Here is a 24,313-nt window from a genome sequence, read left to right on the forward strand (position 1 = left end):
AATCATTTTACTATCAGTGAATTATTTTGCGTCAGCATCAACGATTTTCACTGAACCTTGCCATTGTTCTTCCACAAAGTCTTTGATTTCGTCTGAATGCAGCACTTCGATCAATTTCTTGATTTTGTCGCTATCTTCGTCACCACTGCGGACAGCGATCACGTTGACATAAGGCGAATTATCCGCTTCTAATAAAACAGAATCATCCGCTGGGTTCAAATCGATCCCGAATGCGAAGTTCGCATTGATGGCAATTAGGTCTGCTTCGTCGTTTTGATAAGCAGTTGCCAAAAGAGATGGATCAACGTCATGTTTAAATTCTAAGTTTTTCGGATTTTCAGCAATATCATCAAAGGTTGCCGTTTCTGTATCAACGCCGTCTTTTAAAGTGATCAAGTCAGCATCTTGTAAAATCGTTAGAATACGACCCCAGTCAGATTCAGAAGTGGAAGTAAGAACCGTTGCACCATCTTCTAGTTCTGAAATATCAGAGATTCGTTTTGAGTAAAGACCCATTGGCTCGATATGGATCGCACCAGCATTGACAAAATCATAGCCATTGTCTGCGATTTGTTTGTTCAAGTAAGGAATGTGTTGGAAGTAATTGGCATCGATATCGCCATTTTCCAATGCTTTGTTTGGCAACACATAATCATCGAAGGTTTTGATTTCAAGATCAATGCCTTCTTCTGCTAGTAAAGGTTTGGCTTGTTCTAAAATTTCCGCATGAGGCGTAACTGATGCACCGATCACTAATTTTGTTGATTCTCCCTCAGCCGCAGATGAGTCAGAGCTTCCTGAATTTGAGCCTGTGCCACAAGCAGCTAAAGCGGCAGTTAACAATAAGGTTGTTGCAATACCAAAAATCTTTTTCATATCCATTTCCTCCCATATTTTCCACTTTTTGTTCTTCGTTTCATTTACCGTTTATCGGTGGCTTTCGCAAGGAAATCGCCGATTCCTTGGATAATGAAAACGATAATTAAAATAATCACTGTTGCAACAAGCGTAACAGTGTAATTTCCACGTTGAAATCCTTCTTGCCAAGCCAAAGCGCCTAGCCCGCCGGCACCGATCGCGCCTGCCATGGCAGTATAACCAATCATTGAAATCGTTGTGACCGTCAGTCCTGAAATCAATGCTGGAACACTTTCGGGAATCACGATCTTGTAGATGATCTCCCAGTAACTAGCACCCATCGCTTCCGCTGCTTCAATCACACCAGGATTGACTTCACGAAAAGCAATTTCCACCATCCGAGCATAAAACGGTGCCGCCGATAAAACTAATGCTGGGATCGCTGCTTTTGCCCCTAGGAATGAACCGACTAATAATGTTGTAAACGGAATGATCAAGACCATCAAAATCATGAATGGCGTTGAACGAAAGGCGTTACTGATGATGGAAACCACGTTATAGAAAATGTTGGCTCCCGCTGTTTGTTTACGCCCTAGTGAATAAAGCGCCAATCCTAGAAGCAAACCGATCACAACCACTAAAACCATGGAGAAGAAAGTCATAAACAAGGTGTCTAGGGTTGCTTGCTGCATATTGGTCCAGTCGACCTTTTCAAAATTAAAATAGGTTTCTACAAATGACTTATCCACGTTCAATCACCTCCACGCCTACTTGCTGCTCTTTGAAAAAGGCGATCGCTTTTTCGATCTCACTTGCTTCACCTGTCAATAAAACCGTCAAGCCGCCAAAGGATCCCTCATTGGTTTGTTGGATCTTTCCGTAAACGACATTGACATCGATCTGGAAGCGACGGATTGCTTGTGAAATCACTGGTTCATTGGCGTTGTCCTGTGTAAAAGTCAAGGTCACTAAATGTCCTTGCGGATTTTCTCGTAGGAAGGCTTGCCGTAATTCTTCAGCATCTTCTTCTGGCTCCAAATCTTGCTGAACAAAACGTTTGGTCACTTCCTGCTGTGGGTTACGGAAAACCGATTGTACTGACCCTTCTTCCACGATCTGCCCATGCTCCATCACCGCGACCTTATTACAGATTTTGCGAATGACGTTCATTTCATGGGTAATCAGGACGATTGTCAAATGCAATTTTTTATTGATGGAAAGCAAGAGATCCAACACTTCTTCTGTTGTTTGTGGATCTAACGCACTCGTTGCTTCATCACACAGCAAAATTTCTGGTTCATTCGCTAATGCACGAGCAATCCCGACTCTTTGCTTTTGTCCGCCAGACAATTGTGCCGGATAGGCATTCTCCCGTCCTTCCAACCCAACTAATTTAATCAGCTCTTGCGCTCGTTGACGGCGTTTTGCTTTTTCAACGCCAGCCAACTCCAATGGCAATTCAATGTTTTCCGCCACCGTTCGAGACCATAAAAGATTAAAGTGCTGAAAAATCATGCCGATTTTTTTGCGGAAGTTTCTCAATTCTTTGTTTTTCAATGCCAAAATGTTTTGACCGTTAATGACTACATCTCCTGCTGTCGGCAATTCTAAGCCGTTCAACAAACGTACTAATGTACTTTTCCCAGCACCAGAGTAACCGACGATTCCGTAGATATCGCCTTTTTCCACTTGCAGTGAAACATCATTGACGGCGTGGACAGCCGTTTGCTTTTTGCCGAATGACTTTTTTACATGCGACAATTCGATTAATGCCATGTTATTCCCATCTTTCCTCTTTGGTTGGTTAAACACAAAAAAAGCTTTCATCCTCTGTACATTATACTGTTACAAAGGACGAAAGCACAACTTCCGCGTTACCACCTTGATTTACTGTCGATTCGCATCAACAGCCTCGCTCAGTACTTGAATTGCTTCGCATACTGCTGCACTGTAACGGGTGCCTCCCGTGATAGGCTTGTTTCCACTCACCTATCATGCTCAAAGACCATCTTCCATCCTCTCTCCGTTGCCCATTTGCACCAAACAGGGCTCTCTGTGTACGTTAAGAACATGTACTCTTCTTTTCAAAGCATTCATTTATTGAGCAAATTATAGCAACGTCTTATCCGACTGTCAATTCTTTTTGAAAAAATAGTCGTTTTTACAGATTTGACTTACAAGGCTTCAAATTGACTTGGGTCAACCTCTTTGAAGCTGACCAGCCAAGCGTTCATTTCGTCTTCATCATTTAAGGTATCAATCGATTGATCGATTTTTTCATTTACGGAAGAAATCACGCCCGTCAATGGACTTGGAAATTCACTGACTGCTTTTTCCGCTTCCAGCTCAACAAGGGTCTCTCCTTGTTTTAAAGCAGTTCCTGCTTTTTGAATCGAAGCAAACGTGACCGCACCAAGTTCTTCTTGCGCTTCTTTTGTTAAACCGACACAATATTCTTTCCCGTTAAACAAAACCCACAAATTATCTTTTTTTCTTAAGCATTTCTTTTCCATGATTCTAGTAAGACTCCTTCATATTCATTTTCTTTAAATCCATTAATCAAAAAGCGGTCGCCGCTAACCAGCAGTGGGCGCTTGATCAACATACCATCGGTTGCCAGCACATCGGCTGCGTTTTGGGCAGTCATGGTCGGCACTTTTTCTTTTAATTGCAATTCACGGTATTTCATGCCGCTTGTGTTAAAGAAACGGGTTAACGGTGCTTCGCTTGATTGGATCCAAGCCAGCAATTGTTCCGGTTGAGGCGGTGTAGCTACCATATCGATCGCTTCAAAGGGAATCTCGTGCTCTTCTAACCAACGCTTCGCATTTCGGCATGTACTGCATTTTGGGTACCAATAAAATGTAATCATGTGAACTCCTTAAAGTGTTTTTGGTGCGGTCTCAGCTTGATAGCGCATCGATAAAATCAAACCGATCCCAATCATATTGCTTAATAGGGCAGATCCTCCTTGGCTGATAAACGGCAGTGGAATCCCCGTCAACGGTAAGAGACCGATGTTTGCGCCAATGTTTTCAAACACATGGAAGAGAATCATCATAATGATCCCAGTTGCCAAGTAGGCATAAAATTCATTGTTGGTATCGAAACATACGCGGATCATTCGATAGATTAAAATAAAATACAATAAAATGACAAACGCGCTGCCAATAAACCCAAAATTCTCACCGATCACCGAAAAAATCATATCGGATTCTCGGACTGGTACATACACATCGCTGACATTAAATCCTTTCCCGAACATCCCACCAGAGGCGATCGCCATCAGAGCATACGCCAATTGGAAGGATTGCCCTTGGGTATCATGAAAAGGATCTAGCCACGAATCGATACGGGCGAATTGGTATTCTTTAAAGATTCCTGTATTGTACAGAAACTCGCGACCAACATCGGTAGTCACTAAGAAAATCGTTCCACCGCCGAGAATCACAAATGCCGCAATCACTGGCACGATGATTCGCCATGAGATTCCTGACATCAAGAAGACCCCACCGAAAATCGCTAGAAAGACCAACATCGTACCAAAGTCATTTTGTAAGGTGATCAGGATCAGGACTGGGATCGTGACGGCTAACATTTTTGCAATCAGTAACCCATCTGTTTTCAGATCCCGTTCCCGATGCTTGACATTGTGCTGCGTGACGACTAACGCCAACATCATGATATAGGCGATCTTCATCAATTCTGAAGGTTGCAAGGTAAAGGGACCAAAACTAAACCAGTTTTTCGACCCTGTCGAGGCAGCCATCGTCCGGTTGTAAAATTTCAGCAGCGCCAGCATAACGGCTAGCCCAGCCCCATAAATATAGGGCGTCAATTTCCAGAGCCATTTTGATTTGATCTGCATGATAATGATCACGGCAACAACGCCTAACACATACCATAAAGCTTGAAACCCTAACATTCGCAGCATATTCGGATTATTCGGATCGTGTGTCAGCGCCACATACAGGGACGCCAAACCAATCAGACATAATAAAAATACGGGTAGAATCACACCGTAGTCAATTCGATTATCGTTCGTTTTTATTCGTGAATTTTCCATGTCCACACTCTCTTCTGTAGAATCTTTATCCATTATAGTGATAATTGAGGAGAAAAGAAAGGATTGTCCATGAGCATTCACAAAAAATTTAGAAACTTTAATGATTTTCGGGAAAAGAGGGTTAAAAATGAAGTTACCCAAGTATCTTTTTGAACTCTACGAATAAAGAAGCGGTCCTCGTTTCCTTTAATGAACCGCCATTTTCACCAAAAACCGACGCCCAGAAGGTTAGATCGAAAACTAACCTTTTGGGCGTCGGTTCAACATCCATCATTTGAATCAACTGAAGCTGATTGCTGAAAATAATACGCGCTCCTTGAATCCGCGCTTTGTTCCTCCTTACTCTCCTTCAAAGAAAAATGTCAGTTCATAATGATATTCTTCGAGCTTTAACTGATAGTTGTCCAATACATCGGGACCACAGCTTCTTGAGCCTACGCCATGCTGCTTATGATCCGTATAAAACCAGATACACTCTGAATCGACGAGTTCATGAATATGTTGTGCCGTATCGATCGTTGCTAACGCTTGTTGATGTTGACTAAAATGAAACGGTAGGTGACTTGCCCATCGAAGCTTTAACTGATTCTCAGCACTCACTTCTACCCAACTTGTCTGCATATGATTGCCGCTCTCTTGAGGAAAATGATAGAGGAAACTCATTTTATCACTTGCTTGTTCAAACACATCAACATAGGTGCCATTCTCAGCATCTGGATATGACTCGATCGGTCCTCTTCCTAACCATCGGGTTCTTACGAACTCCTTTGATAGCGCCCATTCTAACCCAATCCTCGGCAATGTTTCTGGATATTGGTGCTTCGGTAAACCACTAACTCGATACTCGATCCGACCGTCAGAATAAAACACCAATTCTTTTTTCTCGTGAATGTGCCAGTAATTCCCAGCAGAACCATGCTTCTCCTCGATCAAAAGCTTAAAATGATTCGAACTTTCTAAGAACCATTCTATAGCGACGAGGTTTGTTTGTATCCGATCGACACCGAATTTGCGCCAGTTTTTTGCGGATACAAAATCGTTGTCTGTCACCGGACGCCAAAACACACTTTTAGGACTTTTCACGAGTAGTTTTTCTGCATGGTTTAGTGTCCATTGACCATTTATTCTATTCACTCGCAACGTATAGGCACCGAAGTTTACCAGGATCCTTTCGTCGTTTTCTTCAAAGTGATCAAATGGCAACGAATGATCAGCTTCGCTCACGACTGCTAAAGGTCTTTCTACCGATTGCACGAACAAGGGCAATGAATCCCCTTCATTTAAAGCATCGTCCGTGATCGTTGCTTTAAATAAATTAGCTTTTTGGCAAGCTGTGCGGTCAAAGGTTACACGGCTCACCACTGTTTCATTAGCGGGAACGGAAAGCACAAGTGTTCCTTTTTCTAAAACAGTCTCCATCACCTTATACGCCCATTCGATTGTAACCTTTTGATATGAGAGAAAACGATTCGTATTCGTGACTTTTATTTCTCCAGTAGTAAAGTCCAGCGCCAACTGCAACGGTGCTTGCCATCGTTGAATATCAAAATAACTCGGGGATGGGGTTAAATCGGCTTGGACTAACCCATCTAAAACGAAATTATAGTCATTCGGTTGATCGCCAAAGTCCCCTCCATATAAATACGTCTCTCGTCCATCACGCTCTGCTTTGATCCCTTGGTCCTTCCATTCCCACAAAAATCCCCCTTGCAGCTTAGGGTATTTCTCAAAAAGTTCCCAATATTCTTTTAAAGAACCTGGACCATTCCCCATAGCATGCCCATACTCACAAAGAATATATGGTTTTTTTATTTCCCTATTTGTTGCGACGTCGATCAATTCATCTAATGGTGCATACATACGTGAATTAAAATCAGCATAGACAACATCTTTTTCATAAGAACTTGCATCGGCGGATAAGCAATCTCTGGACTCCCCTTCATGGTGGATCAGACGGGTTTGATCTGCTTGGCGACACCATCGGATCATCGCTTGATGATTCAAGCCGTTCCCTGACTCGTTGCCGACAGACCAAAATAAGATTGAACAATGGTTTTTATTGCGGCTGACCATTTGCTCCATACGATCTAGATAGGCTTGCTGCCATTCTTTTGAATCACTTATATGATTTTTATTTTTTGCCTGTAGCATACCATGGCATTCCAAATCAGCTTCATCCATAACATACAAGCCATACGTATCACACAATTGATAGAACTCTGGGATATGCGGATAGTGGGCAGCTCGTATCGCATTAAAGTGCGCGTCCTTAATCATACGTATTTCTGTTTCAAGGAATTCTGGTGTCACCGCACGTCCTTTTTCGGTATGAAACTCATGATGGTTGATTCCTTTAAGAAGGATCTGCGTACCATTCACACAAATCTCGCCGTTGATCACTTCAATTTCACGAAAGCCGACTGATTGATAAATCACTTCTTCAGCAGTTTTGATCGTTAACCTATAAAGATTCGGCGTCTCAGCAGTCCAATGATCCGGGTGAACGATCGTTTTCTTAAATACATCCCCTGATGTAAAACAGCCATGCTCTTCAAAAATTTTCATTCCATTGCGTTCTAAATGAATCTCACATGGTAAATCTTCCCCTTGAATAGCAAGAAAAGAAAGTTTTAGTTGTGCATCTTGGTAATGCGAGTCAAAGTGTGTTTCAACTTTAAAATCCCAGATAGCTTTGTGCGGTCTATAAAGCAAGCTCACCTCGCGAAAAATACCACTCAACCACCACATATCCTGGTCTTCAATATAAGAGCTATCCGACCATTGAAATACTTGCACGACTACTGTATTTTTTCCAACAAGTACCTGTTTTGTAATATCAAATTCAGAAGCATTCCGACTCCCTTTACTAAAACCGATGTATTCCCCATTAAGATAGACGACAAAACAATTGTCTACCCCCTCAAAGCGCAAAAACTTACGCATGTTTATGGCATCTACCTCAAACGTCTTTTGGTAAACCGCAGACGGGATCTCAGAGAACGTATACGGAGGATCACAAATAAACGGATATTGGATATTCGTGTACCAAGGCCTTCCATACCCCTCCATCTGCCAGTTGCTTGGTACAGTTATCGTTTGCTGAAAATCCTTTGAGGAAAGCGCCGCCACTTCTTCCTTCGTAAACACATGTAATTTTTCGTTATAACGAAAGCCCCAAGAACCATTCAAGGAGATTTTACGTGATGAGGCGTTCAATTGATCGTCTAGTCCATAAGGGACATAATAAGCTCTGGCTGAGGCCTTCCCTTCAGAAAGCGCTTGAGGATTCCTTAAGAATTCTGCGTTAAACATGATTTTCTCCTTTACATTCTATTGCTCCCTTAGCCGGTACACGGATTCGCGCAAGCAAATCTCTGGTTGAAATTGATAAGGTGATTCTTTTAAAAGCATTTCTTTGTCGGTTCCATTCATCAAATCCAATAATAACTCAGCGCTTAACTCACCAATTTGACTAGCTGGTTGTTTGATGGTGGTAATCATTGGGTTGTGAAAAATCGCAAATGTTGCATCGTCGATTGAAACGATGGAGAGCTCTTCTGGAATCCTGGTCCCTTCTTTTTTAGCGAAAATCAAAAACGCTTCCAAGAGGACATCACTCGTTAAAACTAACCCGGTAATTGATGGCTCCATCAGTATTTGTTTAAATGCTGACTCACTTTGATACTCCTCAATCTCAAATACATTCACTTGCGATTCATCGATCCCATTTTCTTTAAGCGTCTCGAGATAGCCGATCACCCGACCTTTTCGGTTTGATACCCCACTTTTGCTATAGGGATAAGTGACTAAAGCGATTGCTTGATGACCATTATCTATGAGATGTTGCGTGGCAAGTCGAGTTGCACATTCATTATCCAAAGTCACAGATAAAACCTCTAGGTCTGGGATCGTTCGATCGACAAAAACTAAAGGAAACTCCGATTCGTTGAGTGCTTGGTAGTAACTCCTATTTTCGGAATTGGGAAATAAAATGACCCCGTCGACTTGGCGAGCGCTTAGTGAAGACAGATATTGCTGCTCTCGCTCAGGGTTATTATCCGTATTGCACAGAAGCAATTGAATATTCTCCTGTGCAAACTTCCTTTCAATTGCTCTTACAAGATCAATCGTAAATTGAGACGCAATATTCGAAACAATAACCCCTACTGTATTACTCTTTTTAAACGTAAGACTTCTAGCAATCTCATTTGGAATGTAATTGAGCTCCTCTATTGCCGCCTGAATTTTCTTTTGTGTCGCCTTACTCATAAAAGAGTAACGTCCATTTAAATATTGAGAAACAGTACTTTTAGACACTCCAGCAGATTTCGCCACGTCCATAATGGTCACTTTTCCCATCTTATGATCACCTACCGTTTTCTTTATTCATTTTGATATTTCATAGCCCAACCCGCATTTTGTGCAATTCTTTCCGCAACTCTATTCAATGCTTCTTCTGCCGAAAGTTCTCCACTAACAGCCTGTGACATCGCTTGACGATAGTCATCTTCCAAATACAAGCCCCATTGATTGGCTTCATCAACTAAGAACTCTTCTGGAATATTTGCTAACTCTTGTACGTACAATTGATAATCATCCGCTTGGAAAGTTGAAGTTGGCTCATACGTATAATTTTCCATAAACGGCAAGCCAAAATCTAAGTCTAAGAACTCCTGATACGTGGACTCAGAGTTATAAAACCACTTAACAAATTCAGTTGCTAATGCTGCATTTGGGCTATTTTTCGGAACGCCCCAGCCACGTCCACCATTTAATGCCGATTGTTGTTTGGTTCCAATTGGAGAAGGCATAACACCAAATTCGATTTTGGCATCTCTAGCAATATTCGCATAATTAAAGCTACCTGATAAATAGATCCCTACATCCCCATTTTCGAAATAATTCATTGGATTATCCGGCGAGCCCCCAGCCCAAATATTTTTAGGAGCAATCCCCTCATCGTTTGCTTCGATAAACTTTTGAAGCGTGGCGATATTTTCAGGTGAATTGACAGCAACTACGGGTTGACCATCAATTGTTTCAGTAATACTTCCACCATTAGAATACATTAAGTTATCGTATCTTGCACGAGAATAATCAACTGCTAATCCAAAGTTTACCGCGCCAGACTCAACAAGTTTTTCTGCGTTTTCATATAGTTCCTCAAGCGTCCATAGATTGTCTGGTGTCGGAGGTGTGATCCCTGCTTCTTCAAAAGCTTCCTTATTGTAAAAATAATTAGTGACCGTAATTTGCGTAGGTAAAATTTGGATACCTTCGTTGTAATTTCCTAATGCGACTCTCAAGAGATCTGGGTCAAAATAATCCATATCGACTTCTTGTGATAAATCAACAAAGTCTTCAGGATACTCTTTATGCAGCCGCGTCGTAATTAGTAAATCTGGCAGATCATCATTTTTGATCATTAGCGGAAATTTCGTTAATTGATCATCATATCCCACGACTAAAATTTCATAATCATTTCCTGTTTCTTGTTTCCACTTCTCCATTGTATGAACGACAGGATCGTCTTGACCAGGTTCTGAATCTAACATGACCGTAATCGTTCCCTCATTTGCCGAATCATCTGATTGGCTCCCACAAGCGGCGAGTCCTAATAAAGCACTAGTCAACATCAACATTGAAACAATTTTTTTCATCTTCATTCTCCTTTTGTCAAATAATCTTCCCTGATTGGGCTAAACGCATCGATCAAATGTCCTTTTCCTGAGATACACCGCGCACCATGTCTCGCATGAGGGCGCACATAAATACTTTCACCTGCATGAAGTATCTGGGTCGTTTCTTCAATCACATACTCAAAGCTCCCCTCCTGTACATAGGTGATCTGCTCATGAGGATGATCATGTAGTTCCAGTGTTTCAGGTGAACCGTTAAACGCAATAGCAACGACCATCAACTGTTCGCCGTAGGCAAGAACCTTTCTTGTTGTGTGTTCATCAATTTTTTCATAATCTTTGTCTGTCATAATCTCTTCCTTTTCTATTTATTACCTGATGAAACATTCGTTCCAACAATATATTTTTGTAAAAAAATGTATAAGATCGCTACAGGAATAATCGAAATCACTGAAGCGGCTAAAATGGATTGCCAATCCGTATTCCAAGCACCAATATAATTTCTGATAGCAATCTGGATCGTGTAGCGATTTTGCCGTGACAAAACGAGCAATGGCAAGATATAGTCATTCCAACGCCACATAAAGCTAAAAATAATCAAGGTGATCGTCGTAGGCTTAGCAAGTGGAATCATGATACTCATGAAAATGCGAAACTCAGATGCCCCGTCCATTCGTGCTGCCTCTAAAAAGGAATCTGGGATACCAATGAAGAATTGACGATACATAAAAATACCAGTTGTTGTGGTGACGACAGGTAAAATAACCCCTAACAAGCTATTGTATAGGCCCAAAAAGGAAATAACGGTAAATTGAGAAATAATCAAAGCTTCGCTTGGAATTAAGGTTCCTAGTAAAAAAACACCAAATACGATTCCGGTATATCCCAACTGCTTACGATAGATCGCTAAAGCATACCCGCACATTGAATTAATCACAACAGTGATCAAGGTGCCAACTACCGCTATGAAGAAACTATTGTAGATATATTGAAAAAAACCATTTTCAATCACATTTTGGTAATTTTCTAACGAGAATTGTTCTGGGAAAAAGCTTAACGGATAGGAAAACAATTCACCAGAAGACTTAAATGAGCTCATGATTAACCATAGTACTGGGAAAAAGATCAAGATCCCTGCAGCTAAACTGACAGTGGTCTGAAGGAAAGACCATTTTTGATGCTTCACTTGTTTATCCATTCACTTCTCCTCCTCGACTAAATCGAAATTGAACAAAGGCGATAGCTGCGAAAATAATCATGACGATCACAGAGGCAGCACTCGCATACCCATATCTTGCCTTATCGAATCCTTCAGACAAAATGTACTGAACGATATACGTAGTGGAAGTCCCTGGTCCCCCCTGGGTGATCCCTTGAATCAGCGCATATTCCTTCAATAAACTAATGATACTTAAGAGTGAAACCAAAAATGTAGTAGGCTTAATCAATGGAACGGTGATATGGAAAAATTTCTTCCAGCCAGTCGCTCCATCCAACAAAGCTGCCTCATCGATTTCTTCATCGATCCCCGATAAAGCACCAATGTAAATCAGCATATAAAAACCGGTAGACGCCCAAGTACTGGCGATAATGATCAGCATTTTTGTAAAAAAAGGATTGGTCGCCCACTGTACACGAGCAAACCCCAATTGCTCCAATAAAAAGTTTACGAGTCCATATTGCTCGCCAAACATCCAATTCATTGTTAAACCGACAACGAGAGAAGATAGAAGTACAGGAAGATAAATCAATCCACGCGTCAATGTCTTGAAGCGGACTACCTTAGATACCATCAGTACCGCTAAACCAAGTGGTAAAATAACCTTAAAGGGCAATGAAATGAAGGTATAGATGAAGGTGCGTCTAAGTGTTTGATAAAACTCTCGGTCTTGAAACAGTTCTTGATAATTTGCAAAGCCAATCTGATTCATTTGCCGAAACCCATCATAGTCCGTAAATGAATAGAAGAAGTTTAAAGCCAATGGAACAATAAAAAACAATAGAAACAACAAGGCACAGGGGAGAATGAATAACCAAAACGAGTAATGAAATTTTTTACTTTGCTTGCGCTTCTTTTTGTTGACTTGCTTTTCTTGCACTTCTTTCACCTCTTTAATGTTATTGTTTGATTAAAAGTTTTTCATTGATCAAAGAGAATGCTACTTCTGCATCCTGCACCTGAAAACCATTCTCTTTGGTTATCTTGAGCTCCTTTAGTTGTTGATCGATATCAATCGGGTCATTGGGTTTACGTGCCATGCATTTTACAAAAACAAAATGATCTGTTCCAGAAACGATATATTCCCGATAAGCATTTGCTCCTTCTTTGGTTAACTTCGGTACCTCTGAAAAATAGATCAGACAAGCACTTGTTTGGTTCCCGAAGTACAGCCAATGGTCCTTTTGGATAGAAAAAGTAAACTCCCAATAAGGATAGTACAAGTGGATGAAGGGGATCTCTTCTTCTGGAATAGAATAGCGCATGACCATTCTATTCTTTTCTTGATAAATTCTAGGGAGGGACCCATTTCCTGCCCAATAGCTCGGGCGATTTTCACCACTATACTTGTATTCTCCAGGATGATTGATCCAGATAGCGGATTGACAGGTATCTAATGTGATGTTCATCATATGTTGCTGATACCCCTGCTTTTGAAAATGATAATCTTGGCAACTCACCATCGAATACTGGGGGGTTTTGTATAAATAGGTTTCAGCTTCGTTAATGCCTTGTCTATATCTTGCGATCAAATGATTTTGGGGTGCGAAGTTTTCTTGTAAATTGGCAGGTGGCACATAGTCAGATAAGGAAAATAATGCTGCTGCTCGTAATGCATCACTAAAGTGGCCGATTCCATAAGCAATTTTTGTTAAAGCACCGATCTCATTCATCGCAATGGATTTTAGATTGTGTTCATAAACGCGTCCGTACGTTGAAGCATAAATTTGTTGGAAACTATTGATTGAAACCAATTCAAAGGTTGAATCTAATGCTTGTTTCGCTAAAGCTTTGATTTCTTCATCAGGCGCCCCAATATATAATGCGAAAAAGCCAATGAAATCAATGGGGATATACGTTACAGAATTCCATTCCGCTAATCCATAACGCAAGAAGTGCTCAAACCATTGTTCGATCCGTTTTTTTCCTAATTCGGCTTGCTCTTCTCCTGTCCTACCGCTCACGACAAAAATGTCATTTGGAAACAAATTTCCAGCGAGATATTGAGCGATATGGAAAAGTAAGGCATGATTTTCACTGAAATACCACATTACGTCATTACCTGGCTCATCGATCCAATAACGAAAATTTAAGCTGAGTTCCTTGATTTTTTGTGCTAACAAGTCAGGAACCTTCTCTGGAAACCGTTGATAAAACATCAGTAGCGGGACAAAAACGAAGTCTGCACAATCCCCTTTATGTTCAATCAAACTAAGTCCGCTAGTAAATCCTGGTTGATCAAACAATTCATCCGCTGGCGAAATCTCGTCTAAGAGCAAGCGGCACAATCCAACATTGATATCATCTAACGACAATCCTGCGTAATAGGTGAGCGCTTTCTTTTTCCGACCATCCAATGTATTTGAGGTGATCGTATTTTCATATTTTTCTTGATGATAGATAGCGATTGGAATGATTCTTGTCAAATATTGACCGTCAGATAACCTAACTCCAAATTCTACTTTTGTAGTACTAGCAAATTGATAATCAGATACATTTCCTATACTGTATTGTTCGTTTGTTGCTTGAATCTCGATGTATCTGTCTTGGTTAGTAAATTCTGTGATATTGCCATCTTGCATCTTTGTTTTGGGCCGATTTACTAAAGGATTGAAGCGGACCCGTAATTGACTATCTCTCTGAGCTTTTGCATAAAACGCAATCTCACCCTCTGTGTAATAATCTTTGGCAAAGTATATGGAGTTCAACAATTGTTTGGCTTTTTGTGCTTCATCGCTCGGGAAAGGCAAAAGACAAAAGCCATTGATCATTTGCTCGCTCGTATTTTTCATTGAAAAACCGAAATTAACATCTCGTTCACCTAAATCATCCAACAAAACAACGATCTCATTTTCTCCTTCACCAAACGTTAGCTCTACCTCTTGCTTAATAGGCGTATTACGAAGATATGAAAGAAATGAAACTTGTTCATTGCCGTTTACCCAAATCTTCAAGCCCCCATACGTCTCTAATAAAAACGGAAGTGTAACCGCTGATCCTACAGTTACAAATACCCTCATCACAACTTTCATATACGTGGGATTCGTCATAAATGAGGAAAATGTCACTCTCGTATCTTCAAAAGTCTCCACTAATTGATCTGTGATTACATCTGGATAATCAGCCTCTCGAATCGGCTGCTCCTGAATAAATTTTTCCCGACATGGATAAGAAATATGATATTCATGCTCGTAGGGACTTGCTCTTAGCTTGTTAGAAAAAGTTTTTTTATCACTGCTGTACTCTTCAAATTGAATTTCCGAGCGCATGAATTCTGTGAAAAACTCATTTGGAGCAACGCTAAATTCTTTTTTGTACACTACCGTACCTCCTATTTACTAAACCGGTTTATCAATTAATAAAAAAATTTAGGAAGGACCTCACCTTCAACTAAACCGGTTTATTCTTGATGGGTAAACTTTAACATCCTCTTGTAAGCGTTGTCAACGCATTTTTGAGTTTTTGGTCAATAAAAAACATGTCGCAAGATATTCATCATTCTTAAAGACAAAAATAAGCGTTATTGATTTGTTGCATCAAACATCCTAAAGGTGTAGACCTACTCGATCCTGATAAAACTTGATTGCATTTGTTATTTTAAACTTCTTTACATAGGTTGCTGCTTTAGCAAATAAATAAAAGAACGTCTCTTTCTAGCCGACGAAACTAGAGTGAAACGTTCTTAATGTTATAAGAAAAGATTTGTTGTCAAACACATACAGTCTTATATTCTTTTGATCAGAAGCACCTATCACTACTATCTAATCAAGCAGGCTGTTTTTTAGACCCAGCATTCCCCATCACGCTATTTAATTACAAAATTTATATAACATAACTTTTTCCTAGAAAAAAATCTAAAATGCTAGTTCTTATCACTGACTGAATAATTCTTCGATCGCTTCTTGATAGTAGACATTCGCTTTCTCTGTTAATTCAGGCGCTACATCATGAGCATTGACAGTTCCCTCGATCACAGCTTGCTCTACATTTCCGAATTCACCATCAAAGTATACCTCGGAAATCCATGTTTCAAACCCTGGCAATACACGACCGCCTAACGGGATCGGTTCCCTAGCATGCTGCAAGAAGTCACTGTAATATTGATTTTGTGGCAGCAGGGCATAGATTGCATCCCAATATTTTTGCTCATTAGTCAGTGGAAGAATTGGTGGTAAATAGTTAGGGTTAGCTTCTGCTTCTTGATTATAGAATTCCATTCGAGCATCCCAGCCTTCACTTCCCCAACTCATGAATTTCAATAGCTCAAATGCTTCTCTCGGATATTCAGTTGCGGATGAAATTCCTCCAAAATCGACGTAGGCTGGCTTATGTTCCTTGTCGCCATCTCCTTTTGGAATCGTATAAGGAACATAGTTGATTCCTTTATCTTTATACTCTGCAGTTTCAAAAGAGTCCTTATCCCACCATGCGCCTAATTTAACAGCAACTTGTCCTGATAGTGGTGGCCACAACTCACGGTCTCCATATGCGGCTTCTGCTCGGTCGTCTCCAGCAGGCGCTTTGACTCCTGTTCGCTCGAATTCAGCCATTAGTTGTAATGCATCTGCCCAATCTTTCGTCAAGTCATATTCTGTCCCATCCCAGCCAAATTCTCCAATGGAGTCTTGATGAATAATTGGTGCCATTGTTAACCATTGGCTGCCACCTTCATAACCAAATAAATTTTTCTCAGGGACAGTCATACGTCTCACTAGTTCTACTAAATCGTTATACGTGTAATCCCCTGGCGGCATCTCAACGTTTTCTTTTTCTAATAAGTTTTCATCAATAAATACTGCATAAGGATAATAATTGATAGGTGAAGCCATCATCCGTTCTCCATCAAATCTTCCTTGATCTTTCAGTGTTTCTAACATAATGTCTTTATCTGGATCAGCTTCCCAATAATCAGTATAATCGTAAAACCAACCATTCATGATTGGCATATCAACATTTGAATTGTAACCAAATACGTCAGGCAACTGTCCATCTGCTGCTAAATTGTTTAAGCCATCATTATAATCTGTTTCCCGCAAATCAATAATATCTACTTTGATATTCGGATATAGCTCTGTAAATTTTTGAGCCATATGCTCCATCCACTCATACTCAAACCAAGCCGAAAAAGTCAACGTAATATCTTCGTCGGTTAATTCTTCAACGATATTTCCGCCGCCTCCACCTTCAGCTTCATCAACGTTGGGCTCTTCTGAATCTCCACACGCAGCCAGTAGCATCGTTGAAAGGGCAACTATTCCTACTTTGAAACATAACTTTTCAAACTTCATTTTATTCCCTCCATATTCCTTTATAGTTAATTTTTCTAACCCTTGATTTAAAAGTTCGTTATTACTCACCGGTAATACCTGATCGATCAACACTTTCTACAAAATACTTTTGTAATACGAAATAGGTGATCAACAAAGGTACCAGTGTAATCATTGTTGCTGCCATCGTAATCCCTTCATTTAGCTTGTCAACAACACCTACACTAGCCGCCGAGCTGCTACTTGCCATTGAACTGTAACTATCTTTAAACCCTTGTAACTGGGTTAGTAACGTAATCCATCGTGTATTTCCCGGCTGACTTTGCAAATACAAATTCACTAAGTATGTTTCATTCCAGTACCAAACAAATGAGAATAAAAACACGATAATAATTGCAGGAATCGCCATTGGAATCCCAATTCGTGTAAAGCAGGTCCATTCGCTTGCGCCATCTACTTCTGCTGCTTCATACAAGGAATTTGGGGTTTGCTTAAAAAACGAATAGTAAATCAATATAAACAAGGTACTTTTTAAGCCATTTCCTAAAGCGGCTGGTACGATAAATACCGTTAATTTTCCTAAAAAATTCAATTCACTATATAAAACGTATGTCGGCATCATCAAGATTTGTGGTGGCACAATAAAACTAAATACCAATAAAAAGAAAAGCGTTCGTTTAAAAGGAAAGTCAAAACGAGCAAAGCCATAGCCTACTAAGCCGCACACAGCTACCTGAAAGACGGTAGGAATCATAGAGATCAAAAGACTGCCTAATAAGGACTGTCGGATGTCCAACACATTGAAGGCTTGAATATAGTTTTGCCAATAAATCTGTGTTGGTAGCCACTTAACAGAAGTATTCAATAAATCTTCCAAGGACTTAAAGCTTGTAGCCAGCATATAGATAAGTGGATAAATGTAAACAAAGCCTAAAATGATCAATAATCCGTACTTGATCGTTTGCTGTATCCATCCAGGTTTGTCATTACGTCCAAGTAAACGCTTATGGATTTTCAATAAAAACCCTCTTACATCGATTTGCTTAGATTTCATTCTTGTTTCCATCATCATTCCCTCGCTTTCTTTGAAAGTTTCAGTCTACGGAAACTTTTTTTTGGCTTTCGCTTTTTCGTTCCCGAGGACCCTTCTTTAAACATCGAGAAAACAATGCCTACAATTATCAGCACAATGAGCGCATACATCCATGCTTGTGCAGAAGCAAAACCGTACCCTCGATTGGCTGAAAACATATTTCGATAAATCAAATTAATGATATTGTTTTGACTATTGTTGGATAACAATACGATCGTATAGATTGCATTTAATAAAATCATTGGCTTTAGCATTGGCAATGTAATCTTCCAAAAGCATTCCCAGCTGGAGCCCCCGTCAATTCTTGCAGCTTCATATAAGCTTTTATCGATCTTTTGAAGACCAGCAATAAAAATCAATATCTGGACGCCGGAATACCATAGTATGATAATCAGTTGCCCGAAAAGATCAACGATTGGTGATGCTAGCCATAGAGGTAAGAAAGAGTTTAAAATGCCACTAATAGACCCTTGATCAAGAACTGGAACAGTCGCTGCTCCTTGATTGATCAATTCATTCATTACTGGCCCACTTGCGATGATCACTGGTAAGAAAAAGATCGTTCGAAAAAAACTCTTAAATTTCATACGACCATTCAAAAGCATGGCGATGATCATTGAAAAAATAATGATGATTGGCACTCTTAATAATGTACTGATCAAAAAAGCCCCTAGCTCTTGTACAAAAAGCATATCTTTAAAAAATATATCTTGATAGTTGGTTACACCAGCAAAGCGAAACGCTCTTCCAGTTGGCCTGACTCGGACAGTGTTTAAGCTGTACCAGAAAGATTGTGCCATTGGCCAACATACGAATACCGCAAAGCCAATTAGCCAAGGAAAAATAAAGCTTATACCTGCCAATGTTTTACGATGCTTCGTACGCCCGGCTCTTTTTGTCGTTAGCCTCATTCCCTCACCACCTTATATGCGTATGCCTCCAAAGAATGTCCGTCATAAGAACTAGCGGCTTCTCCTTTGTTCAATAATAGCCTGATGCCATTCTCATACCTGATATCAACCACTGTTCCTTGAGTTGTATGTTGGCTAATCGAAGCTCCTGCGATTTGCTCTTGCACCTCAGCAAGCTTGGTATACATTTCTAGTATCTCACGCTCAAATACTGTATATTTCGACGAATAAATCTCCGCAGAACTCGTGTATTGTAAAGCTCTTGAATCTTCTTCTGTGATAAGAAATGATGGGCGAATACCAGATTCCAGTAGCTTTAAGAAATAAGCATCTCTATTTTCTTCAAAATTAAAATAAGGTGCATACAACGGAATGAGATTATTTAAAGCCAAACCAAAAAACGGGATCTCCTGACTTTCAAAAATATAATTGTTGGAACGAATCGGGAAATCTATCAGCGCCTCTGCATATTTCCAATATGCTTGAAAAGGATTATCCAAAAAGAGTCTACTTGTCTGCGACGCTTCTTCAAATATTTCTTCATACAAAGACAATGCATGGTGACGGTCAAAGTTTTCCCCCTTATATGAGTAAGAGAACAGTTTATTGGATATACCAGTAATCACCACGCCAGCAGGATGATTTTTTTCATCTTGGTTCGAAAAATCTCTTAGCATTTTTTGACTTTGTTCAGGTATCACATAATTCAACTCAGGGAAAACTGGACTGGCTATACTTTCCCGATACAGTTGCTTATTTAGTCTAGTAAATAAGTCATACCTCACCGAGTTTCTAGTACTGGGATTGAATAAGAGTAAATCGTTATATAAAAAGAGATCGAAGTGTTCTTGGCTTTTTTCTAGTAATTCATTTAACCCACGATTCCCCCCTAATTTATTTTCTGCTCGAAAACGATTCAACCCTAAGCTGCCATATTCGCCACCTGCTTGCCAGCCTCTGATCCCAACATCGATTCGTGTCACATCATTTTGATATAACCTTTCTAAAATCTCCCCCATTTCAGCAAAACTCGTCATTTCAACGATTTTATTTGAAACTAATGATTTTTCACTATCTGCACCAAATAAATCGATACGCATCAGGCGATCAGATGATGTCTCATTTATAAAGTGATTGTCTATTAAATACTGACGATACGTTTGGGAAAGTCCAAAATAATCTGCTTGATCCCCGCTTACAAATCGATAAGAAATTTTTGCATTCACTTCATTCCGATTTTGCTGCAAAATCATTACAGAACCTTCTGAACGACTCGTTGCCTGAGAATATACACTACGGTAACGGAATTTAGTGGTTATCCAATTGTATGGCAAGATGGCGCCATTCGGATAAGCTTGTAAAGTCCCATTCTCATCTCCACTTTCAATGGTCGCCAAGTAACCGATCTCATTTTCCGTATGGACCATTCCCCAGATAGGTGCATACATCGGTTTTGCGTTGTTGAGCATTGCCATGTCATTTACCATACTTTGGCTTTTGGGAATATCCACCCCCAAGTCAATATCATAAAATGGCTGCGAAAAAGGTTGACTATATTGTTCATTATTATCTTCCAAATAAATCAGCGAACCACTACCGTCGGGAATAAACATGTAACCAGCTTCATTGTCCATGAAGGTGTACCCCATAAATGGATACAAGAAAACTTCTCCGATCGTAAATCGACTGCTTTCTTCCCTAATAGTATGATCTGGCAATTCAACAACCACCCCATCGTTTGTCAAATCGACTTTTACCAGCATTCCGATTTCTTGCTCTGGAAAAAAGAGCTCTGCTTCAAACCCTGTCGGCGTTTCATTAACAGCTATTTCGGGATTTCCTGAATAGAGATCCAATTGATTAAATCCGGTGTTGTTTTCGGTGATATAATTGATCACGATCGGCGACCGCATAAAGTTTGACCAGCTTGCATTTCCACCTTGTGGTGTTTGAACCGTTGAGTACATGACCTTCCCATTCTTTTTTTCACGTATAATCATCGACAGTGTCTCTCTTTGGAAAAAGAGCTGTAAATCTTCATTTTCGGTCAACAACCGATGCCCGTCTATTTCTGTTGTTTCGTCTGGAAAATACGATAGTCGCTTCTCTGGTTCAAAATCATCCATATCAATCTGGGGGATTTCTTCAAGTTCTTCATTTTCCTCTACTTGTGTCTCTTCTTCCGCTTCCTCCTCTTCGTCGCTTGGTTCTGTTACTGGATTTGGCTGAGAGATTGTCTTTTGTTCTTCTATTTGTGTTGTTGCAAGTAAAAAAATCGTGAGAACAAGCATGCCACCAAAGAAAGCAACTAAACGAAAATTTGTCTTCAAAAAATTAAAAATTTTCAATGCGTGCGACCACCTCTCCATAAAACGATACAATGAATGAGCCCACTTGAGCAGCTAGAGAATAGATAACAAATAACGTCAACCAACTTATAAAAATGGTAAACAAAGTTAAGAATAATAATTTGATCGTTACTCTAACGGTATAACTATTTAATTCCTTGATCATCACAACGATCAGCACAAAAACCCATAAATAGATGATCAAATTAGTGAATTGTAAAATGAACGCTTCATTCAATGTCAAAACATGACTAATTACGATCAAAAATGGTTTGATCAAAAGATACGGTCCCAAACAGTAAATAAAGCCCTGATACATTTGAAGGGAATTAATCTCCGCATCATTGATCGTTACAACCAAATACGTACAGATGATGACCGAACTAAAAAGTGCAAAGAACAGCATCAAATCCTGAGCAACCATAAATCGCCCATCTGCTACACGTTTAAAAATGAAGCCACTGAAGTACTTTTCACTTATATAAACAAGCAATGTCATGAATAGCAGAATAAGCGCAGCGAAGCCACTTGTTTTGTTTTCTTTTTTTAATCCATAAGCCCCATCGATGGGATGCTTCATAAAGTAAAAAATATAGACAATTTGTTTAACAAGCGTTAAACGCAAAACTTTTCCTTTTTTTATTGGCAAAAAGATAGCGCTCTTTTTATCCAGCCACTTGATACTTAATAGCCCCAGACCAAAAATACCTACTCCGATCACCATTGTCACTATATTGTCTTTAATCCACAAATTTCGTACTTCCCAGTATGCATCGGAAAATCCTTCAATATTTTGCGCCTGCCTAAACGCTATCTGTGAATTTTGATAGTCTTCTTCCTCGTAAAAGGCATACCCTAGTCCTTTATTTGCAAGATCAAGCTGGGAATTCATGTCCAGAATCTCTTCCCATACGGGCTTACTTTCTACATACAATCCGTTTTGATACAAACTTAATGCATGGTGTACTTTATTGGCGAAGGCAGTCGGTTGGAAAATCTGAATTTCATTTTTTTGTGAATCCAAGGTATAAATGTGATTGTTTTCGTCAACATCAATCGCTACGCCTTGTCCCAGAAGACCATTTCGCTGGTATCCTTCATCAATACCAGCAAACATGAATAGTAATTCTCCTTCTTCAGTGTATTCAAAAATAAATCCTAATTCGCTTAACACATAGATGTTCCCTTGTTCTCCTACAGCAACACTTCTAGGTAGGAAAGCGAAGTTTGGCGGTAACAAATTAGTTCCTCCGAGATTTAGCTTCTTAAGTGGTTCTTTTTCATTTTCAGTCGTTGTGACCGTGTATATTAGTCCTCGGTCATCAATTGCTAAATTTTCCGCACTATTAGGGATCGCACGGATCATCTTATCCAACTGCTCTTCAGAAAAAATTGCCCTTCTGAAACGAGTCAATAAGCTTAGCTGAGAAACATTTGGGGCGAAATAGCCTAGAAATTCCCCCGGTGTATTGGCATTGAGCATAATAATGCCATTATTGTTTCCACGAGACAAGGCATAGACATTTTCTCGCTCATCTACAACTACCTTTGTTGGTTGAAAGGTGTTTCTCTGCCCAAAAGAAAGGGCAGTAGGTTTTTCAAAAGTGTGTTCTAATGCTCCATCTTCAGTAAAAACAAAAATTTTTCCAGCAGCATCATCTGCTACAAAAATTTTTCCTGAAGTATGCGGAAAAATCCCCACTGGTGATATCAACTCTTCGTGAGTGAATTCATTCAAATAGTCCCCTTCTTTCGTCGCGACTAAAACTCGACGATTTCCAGTATCGGCTATATAGAGATTACCATCCTTGCCAAACCTCATATCAGACGGACTACTCAAGCGTGTATCTCCAATCCGATTAATGGCTTTCACTGCTGAATAGCCAGTCTGTGACTCAACAAAGTATTGATTCCCATCAACTGTAAATGTTTTGTATGCTTCATTTGCAAAAACTTTTTGACGTGGAAACAAACAAGTCATTGCAACTATAGCTATCAAAAAAAGATATCGCTTTTTTTTCACTTGCCTTGCCTCCTACTTCAATCCAGAATGAGCCATCGTATTGATCACTTTGCTTTGCATAAAGACAAATAATAATAAATTGGGAATAAAAATAATCAGTGATGCCGCAGCTGCTATCCCTTGTCCCACCACTGTATTTGTTTGTGAAGCAAAAGTACTTAAATAAAATGCCAGTGTTCGTAAAGAATCATTCGTAATAAATAGTTGGGAAGTTTCGAGATTGTTCCAGACACCCTGGAAAACCAGTAATGCAGATGTTGCCAACGCAGGACGAATCAATGGCAAAATCACTGACCAGTAAATTTGAAATTCACTAGCTCCATCTATAACTGATGCCTCGATCAATGAATCAGGAACTTGATCAATAAATTGTTTTAATAAAAAGACAGATACTGGTAAAGCTAACAAAGGCAAAATATGTGCCCAATAAGAGTTTTCAATATTCATCCCATTAATAATCAAATATCTAGGAATAGTTACTGCTGTTGCTACAAACATTAACGCAGCATTGTTGAGCTCCATTCCAAACGTCTTTCCACGAAAATTCTTTTTAGATAAAGCATAGGCAGCCATCGAAGAAAACAATGTAGAAAAAATAATAACAATGATCGTCACAATAAGACTATTAAAAATATAACGACTGATTGGTATGGTGGAGTTTTGAGTTAATTTCACTAAATTATGGAAGTTTTCAAAAGTCGGTTGCTCGACAAAGAAGCGAGGTGGAAAGGCAAATAGTTCGTGCATCGGTTTAAACGCATGATTAATAATAAAAATTAACGGCAAAATCATGAATGCTGCAAAGGGCACTAAGAGAATATATAGTTTGATCTGACTTTTATCGAATTTTTTAGGATCAATACTAGTTTTACGGATAGCCATACACCTA

Annotated in this window: 19 protein-coding genes and 1 other annotated feature; all 19 genes read right to left on the bottom strand. The window is 39.7% G+C overall.

Going from position 1 to position 24,313, the window contains the following annotated elements; translation table 11 throughout:
- Positions 1–21: 21 nt before the first annotated feature.
- Positions 22–876, bottom strand: coding sequence for a MetQ/NlpA family ABC transporter substrate-binding protein (locus IGI82_RS15565; protein ID WP_010749087.1), 855 nt, complete (start codon positions 874–876; stop codon positions 22–24).
- Between the two features lie 44 nt (positions 877–920).
- Positions 921–1,607 carry a methionine ABC transporter permease gene (locus IGI82_RS15570; RefSeq protein WP_081116877.1) on the bottom strand — a complete coding sequence of 229 codons (687 nt, stop codon included), beginning with the start codon at positions 1,605–1,607 and terminating at the stop codon, positions 921–923.
- The gene (locus IGI82_RS15575) at positions 1,600–2,634 is read right to left on the bottom strand and encodes a methionine ABC transporter ATP-binding protein (RefSeq protein WP_005227918.1); all 1,035 of its coding nucleotides are present in this window, start codon (positions 2,632–2,634) and stop codon (positions 1,600–1,602) included. The genes IGI82_RS15570 and IGI82_RS15575 overlap by 8 nt, the downstream gene beginning before the upstream one ends.
- Positions 2,635–2,705: 71 nt before the next feature.
- Positions 2,706–2,955 (bottom strand) — a binding site (T-box leader).
- Positions 2,956–3,032: 77 nt separating this feature from the next.
- A complete protein-coding gene (locus IGI82_RS15580) occupies positions 3,033–3,371 on the bottom strand; it encodes a glycine cleavage system protein H (RefSeq protein WP_010749086.1) in 339 nt (112 codons plus the stop codon).
- Positions 3,353–3,730 (bottom strand): arsenate reductase family protein, encoded by a 378-nt coding sequence (locus IGI82_RS15585; RefSeq protein WP_115232840.1) that lies wholly within the window; start codon positions 3,728–3,730, stop codon positions 3,353–3,355. Before IGI82_RS15585 ends, IGI82_RS15580 begins: the two co-directional genes overlap by 19 nt.
- 9 nt (positions 3,731–3,739) lie before the next feature.
- Positions 3,740–4,924 (bottom strand): FtsW/RodA/SpoVE family cell cycle protein, encoded by a 1,185-nt coding sequence (locus IGI82_RS15590; protein ID WP_010749084.1) that lies wholly within the window; start codon positions 4,922–4,924, stop codon positions 3,740–3,742.
- Positions 4,925–5,263: 339 nt separating this feature from the next.
- Positions 5,264–8,236, bottom strand: a complete 2,973-nt coding sequence (locus tag IGI82_RS15595) for a glycoside hydrolase family 2 TIM barrel-domain containing protein (RefSeq protein WP_115232841.1) — start codon at positions 8,234–8,236, stop codon at positions 5,264–5,266.
- 18 nt (positions 8,237–8,254) lie between these two features.
- Positions 8,255–9,283: a LacI family DNA-binding transcriptional regulator gene (locus IGI82_RS15600; RefSeq protein WP_115232842.1), complete on the bottom strand. Its 1,029-nt coding sequence runs from the start codon at positions 9,281–9,283 to the stop codon at positions 8,255–8,257.
- A gap of 23 nt (positions 9,284–9,306) precedes the next feature.
- Positions 9,307–10,584: an ABC transporter substrate-binding protein gene (locus IGI82_RS15605; protein ID WP_087628040.1), complete on the bottom strand. Its 1,278-nt coding sequence runs from the start codon at positions 10,582–10,584 to the stop codon at positions 9,307–9,309.
- Positions 10,585–10,586: 2 nt separating this feature from the next.
- Positions 10,587–10,913, bottom strand: coding sequence for a cupin domain-containing protein (locus tag IGI82_RS15610; protein ID WP_115232844.1), 327 nt, complete (start codon positions 10,911–10,913; stop codon positions 10,587–10,589).
- A gap of 14 nt (positions 10,914–10,927) precedes the next feature.
- A complete protein-coding gene (locus IGI82_RS15615) occupies positions 10,928–11,761 on the bottom strand; it encodes a carbohydrate ABC transporter permease (RefSeq protein WP_087628042.1) in 834 nt (277 codons plus the stop codon).
- On the bottom strand, positions 11,754–12,662 hold the full coding sequence (locus tag IGI82_RS15620; protein WP_087628043.1) for a carbohydrate ABC transporter permease: 909 nt from the start codon (positions 12,660–12,662) through the stop codon (positions 11,754–11,756). Before IGI82_RS15620 ends, IGI82_RS15615 begins: the two co-directional genes overlap by 8 nt.
- Before the next feature lie 19 nt (positions 12,663–12,681).
- Positions 12,682–15,102 carry a hypothetical protein gene (locus IGI82_RS15625; protein ID WP_438842464.1) on the bottom strand — a complete coding sequence of 807 codons (2,421 nt, stop codon included), beginning with the start codon at positions 15,100–15,102 and terminating at the stop codon, positions 12,682–12,684.
- Positions 15,103–15,654: 552 nt separating this feature from the next.
- Positions 15,655–17,070 (bottom strand): ABC transporter substrate-binding protein, encoded by a 1,416-nt coding sequence (locus IGI82_RS15630; RefSeq protein ID WP_087628045.1) that lies wholly within the window; start codon positions 17,068–17,070, stop codon positions 15,655–15,657.
- Positions 17,071–17,131: 61 nt separating this feature from the next.
- Entirely contained in the window at positions 17,132–18,115 is a 984-nt protein-coding gene (locus tag IGI82_RS15635) for a carbohydrate ABC transporter permease (protein WP_438842465.1), read from the bottom strand.
- A gap of 2 nt (positions 18,116–18,117) precedes the next feature.
- Positions 18,118–19,053 carry a carbohydrate ABC transporter permease gene (locus IGI82_RS15640; protein WP_438842466.1) on the bottom strand — a complete coding sequence of 312 codons (936 nt, stop codon included), beginning with the start codon at positions 19,051–19,053 and terminating at the stop codon, positions 18,118–18,120.
- Positions 19,050–21,401, bottom strand: coding sequence for a DUF5696 domain-containing protein (locus IGI82_RS15645; RefSeq protein ID WP_438842467.1), 2,352 nt, complete (start codon positions 21,399–21,401; stop codon positions 19,050–19,052). The genes IGI82_RS15640 and IGI82_RS15645 overlap by 4 nt, the downstream gene beginning before the upstream one ends.
- Positions 21,388–23,424, bottom strand: coding sequence for a hypothetical protein (locus IGI82_RS15650; protein ID WP_438842468.1), 2,037 nt, complete (start codon positions 23,422–23,424; stop codon positions 21,388–21,390). The genes IGI82_RS15645 and IGI82_RS15650 overlap by 14 nt, the downstream gene beginning before the upstream one ends.
- A gap of 12 nt (positions 23,425–23,436) precedes the next feature.
- Entirely contained in the window at positions 23,437–24,306 is an 870-nt protein-coding gene (locus tag IGI82_RS15655; protein ID WP_087628049.1) for a carbohydrate ABC transporter permease, read from the bottom strand.
- Between the last annotated feature and the right edge of the window lie 7 nt (positions 24,307–24,313).

Origin of the sequence: Enterococcus sp. AZ067, assembly GCF_051715005.1 — a bacterium.
Lineage (GTDB): Bacteria > Bacillota > Bacilli > Lactobacillales > Enterococcaceae > Enterococcus_D > Enterococcus_D casseliflavus.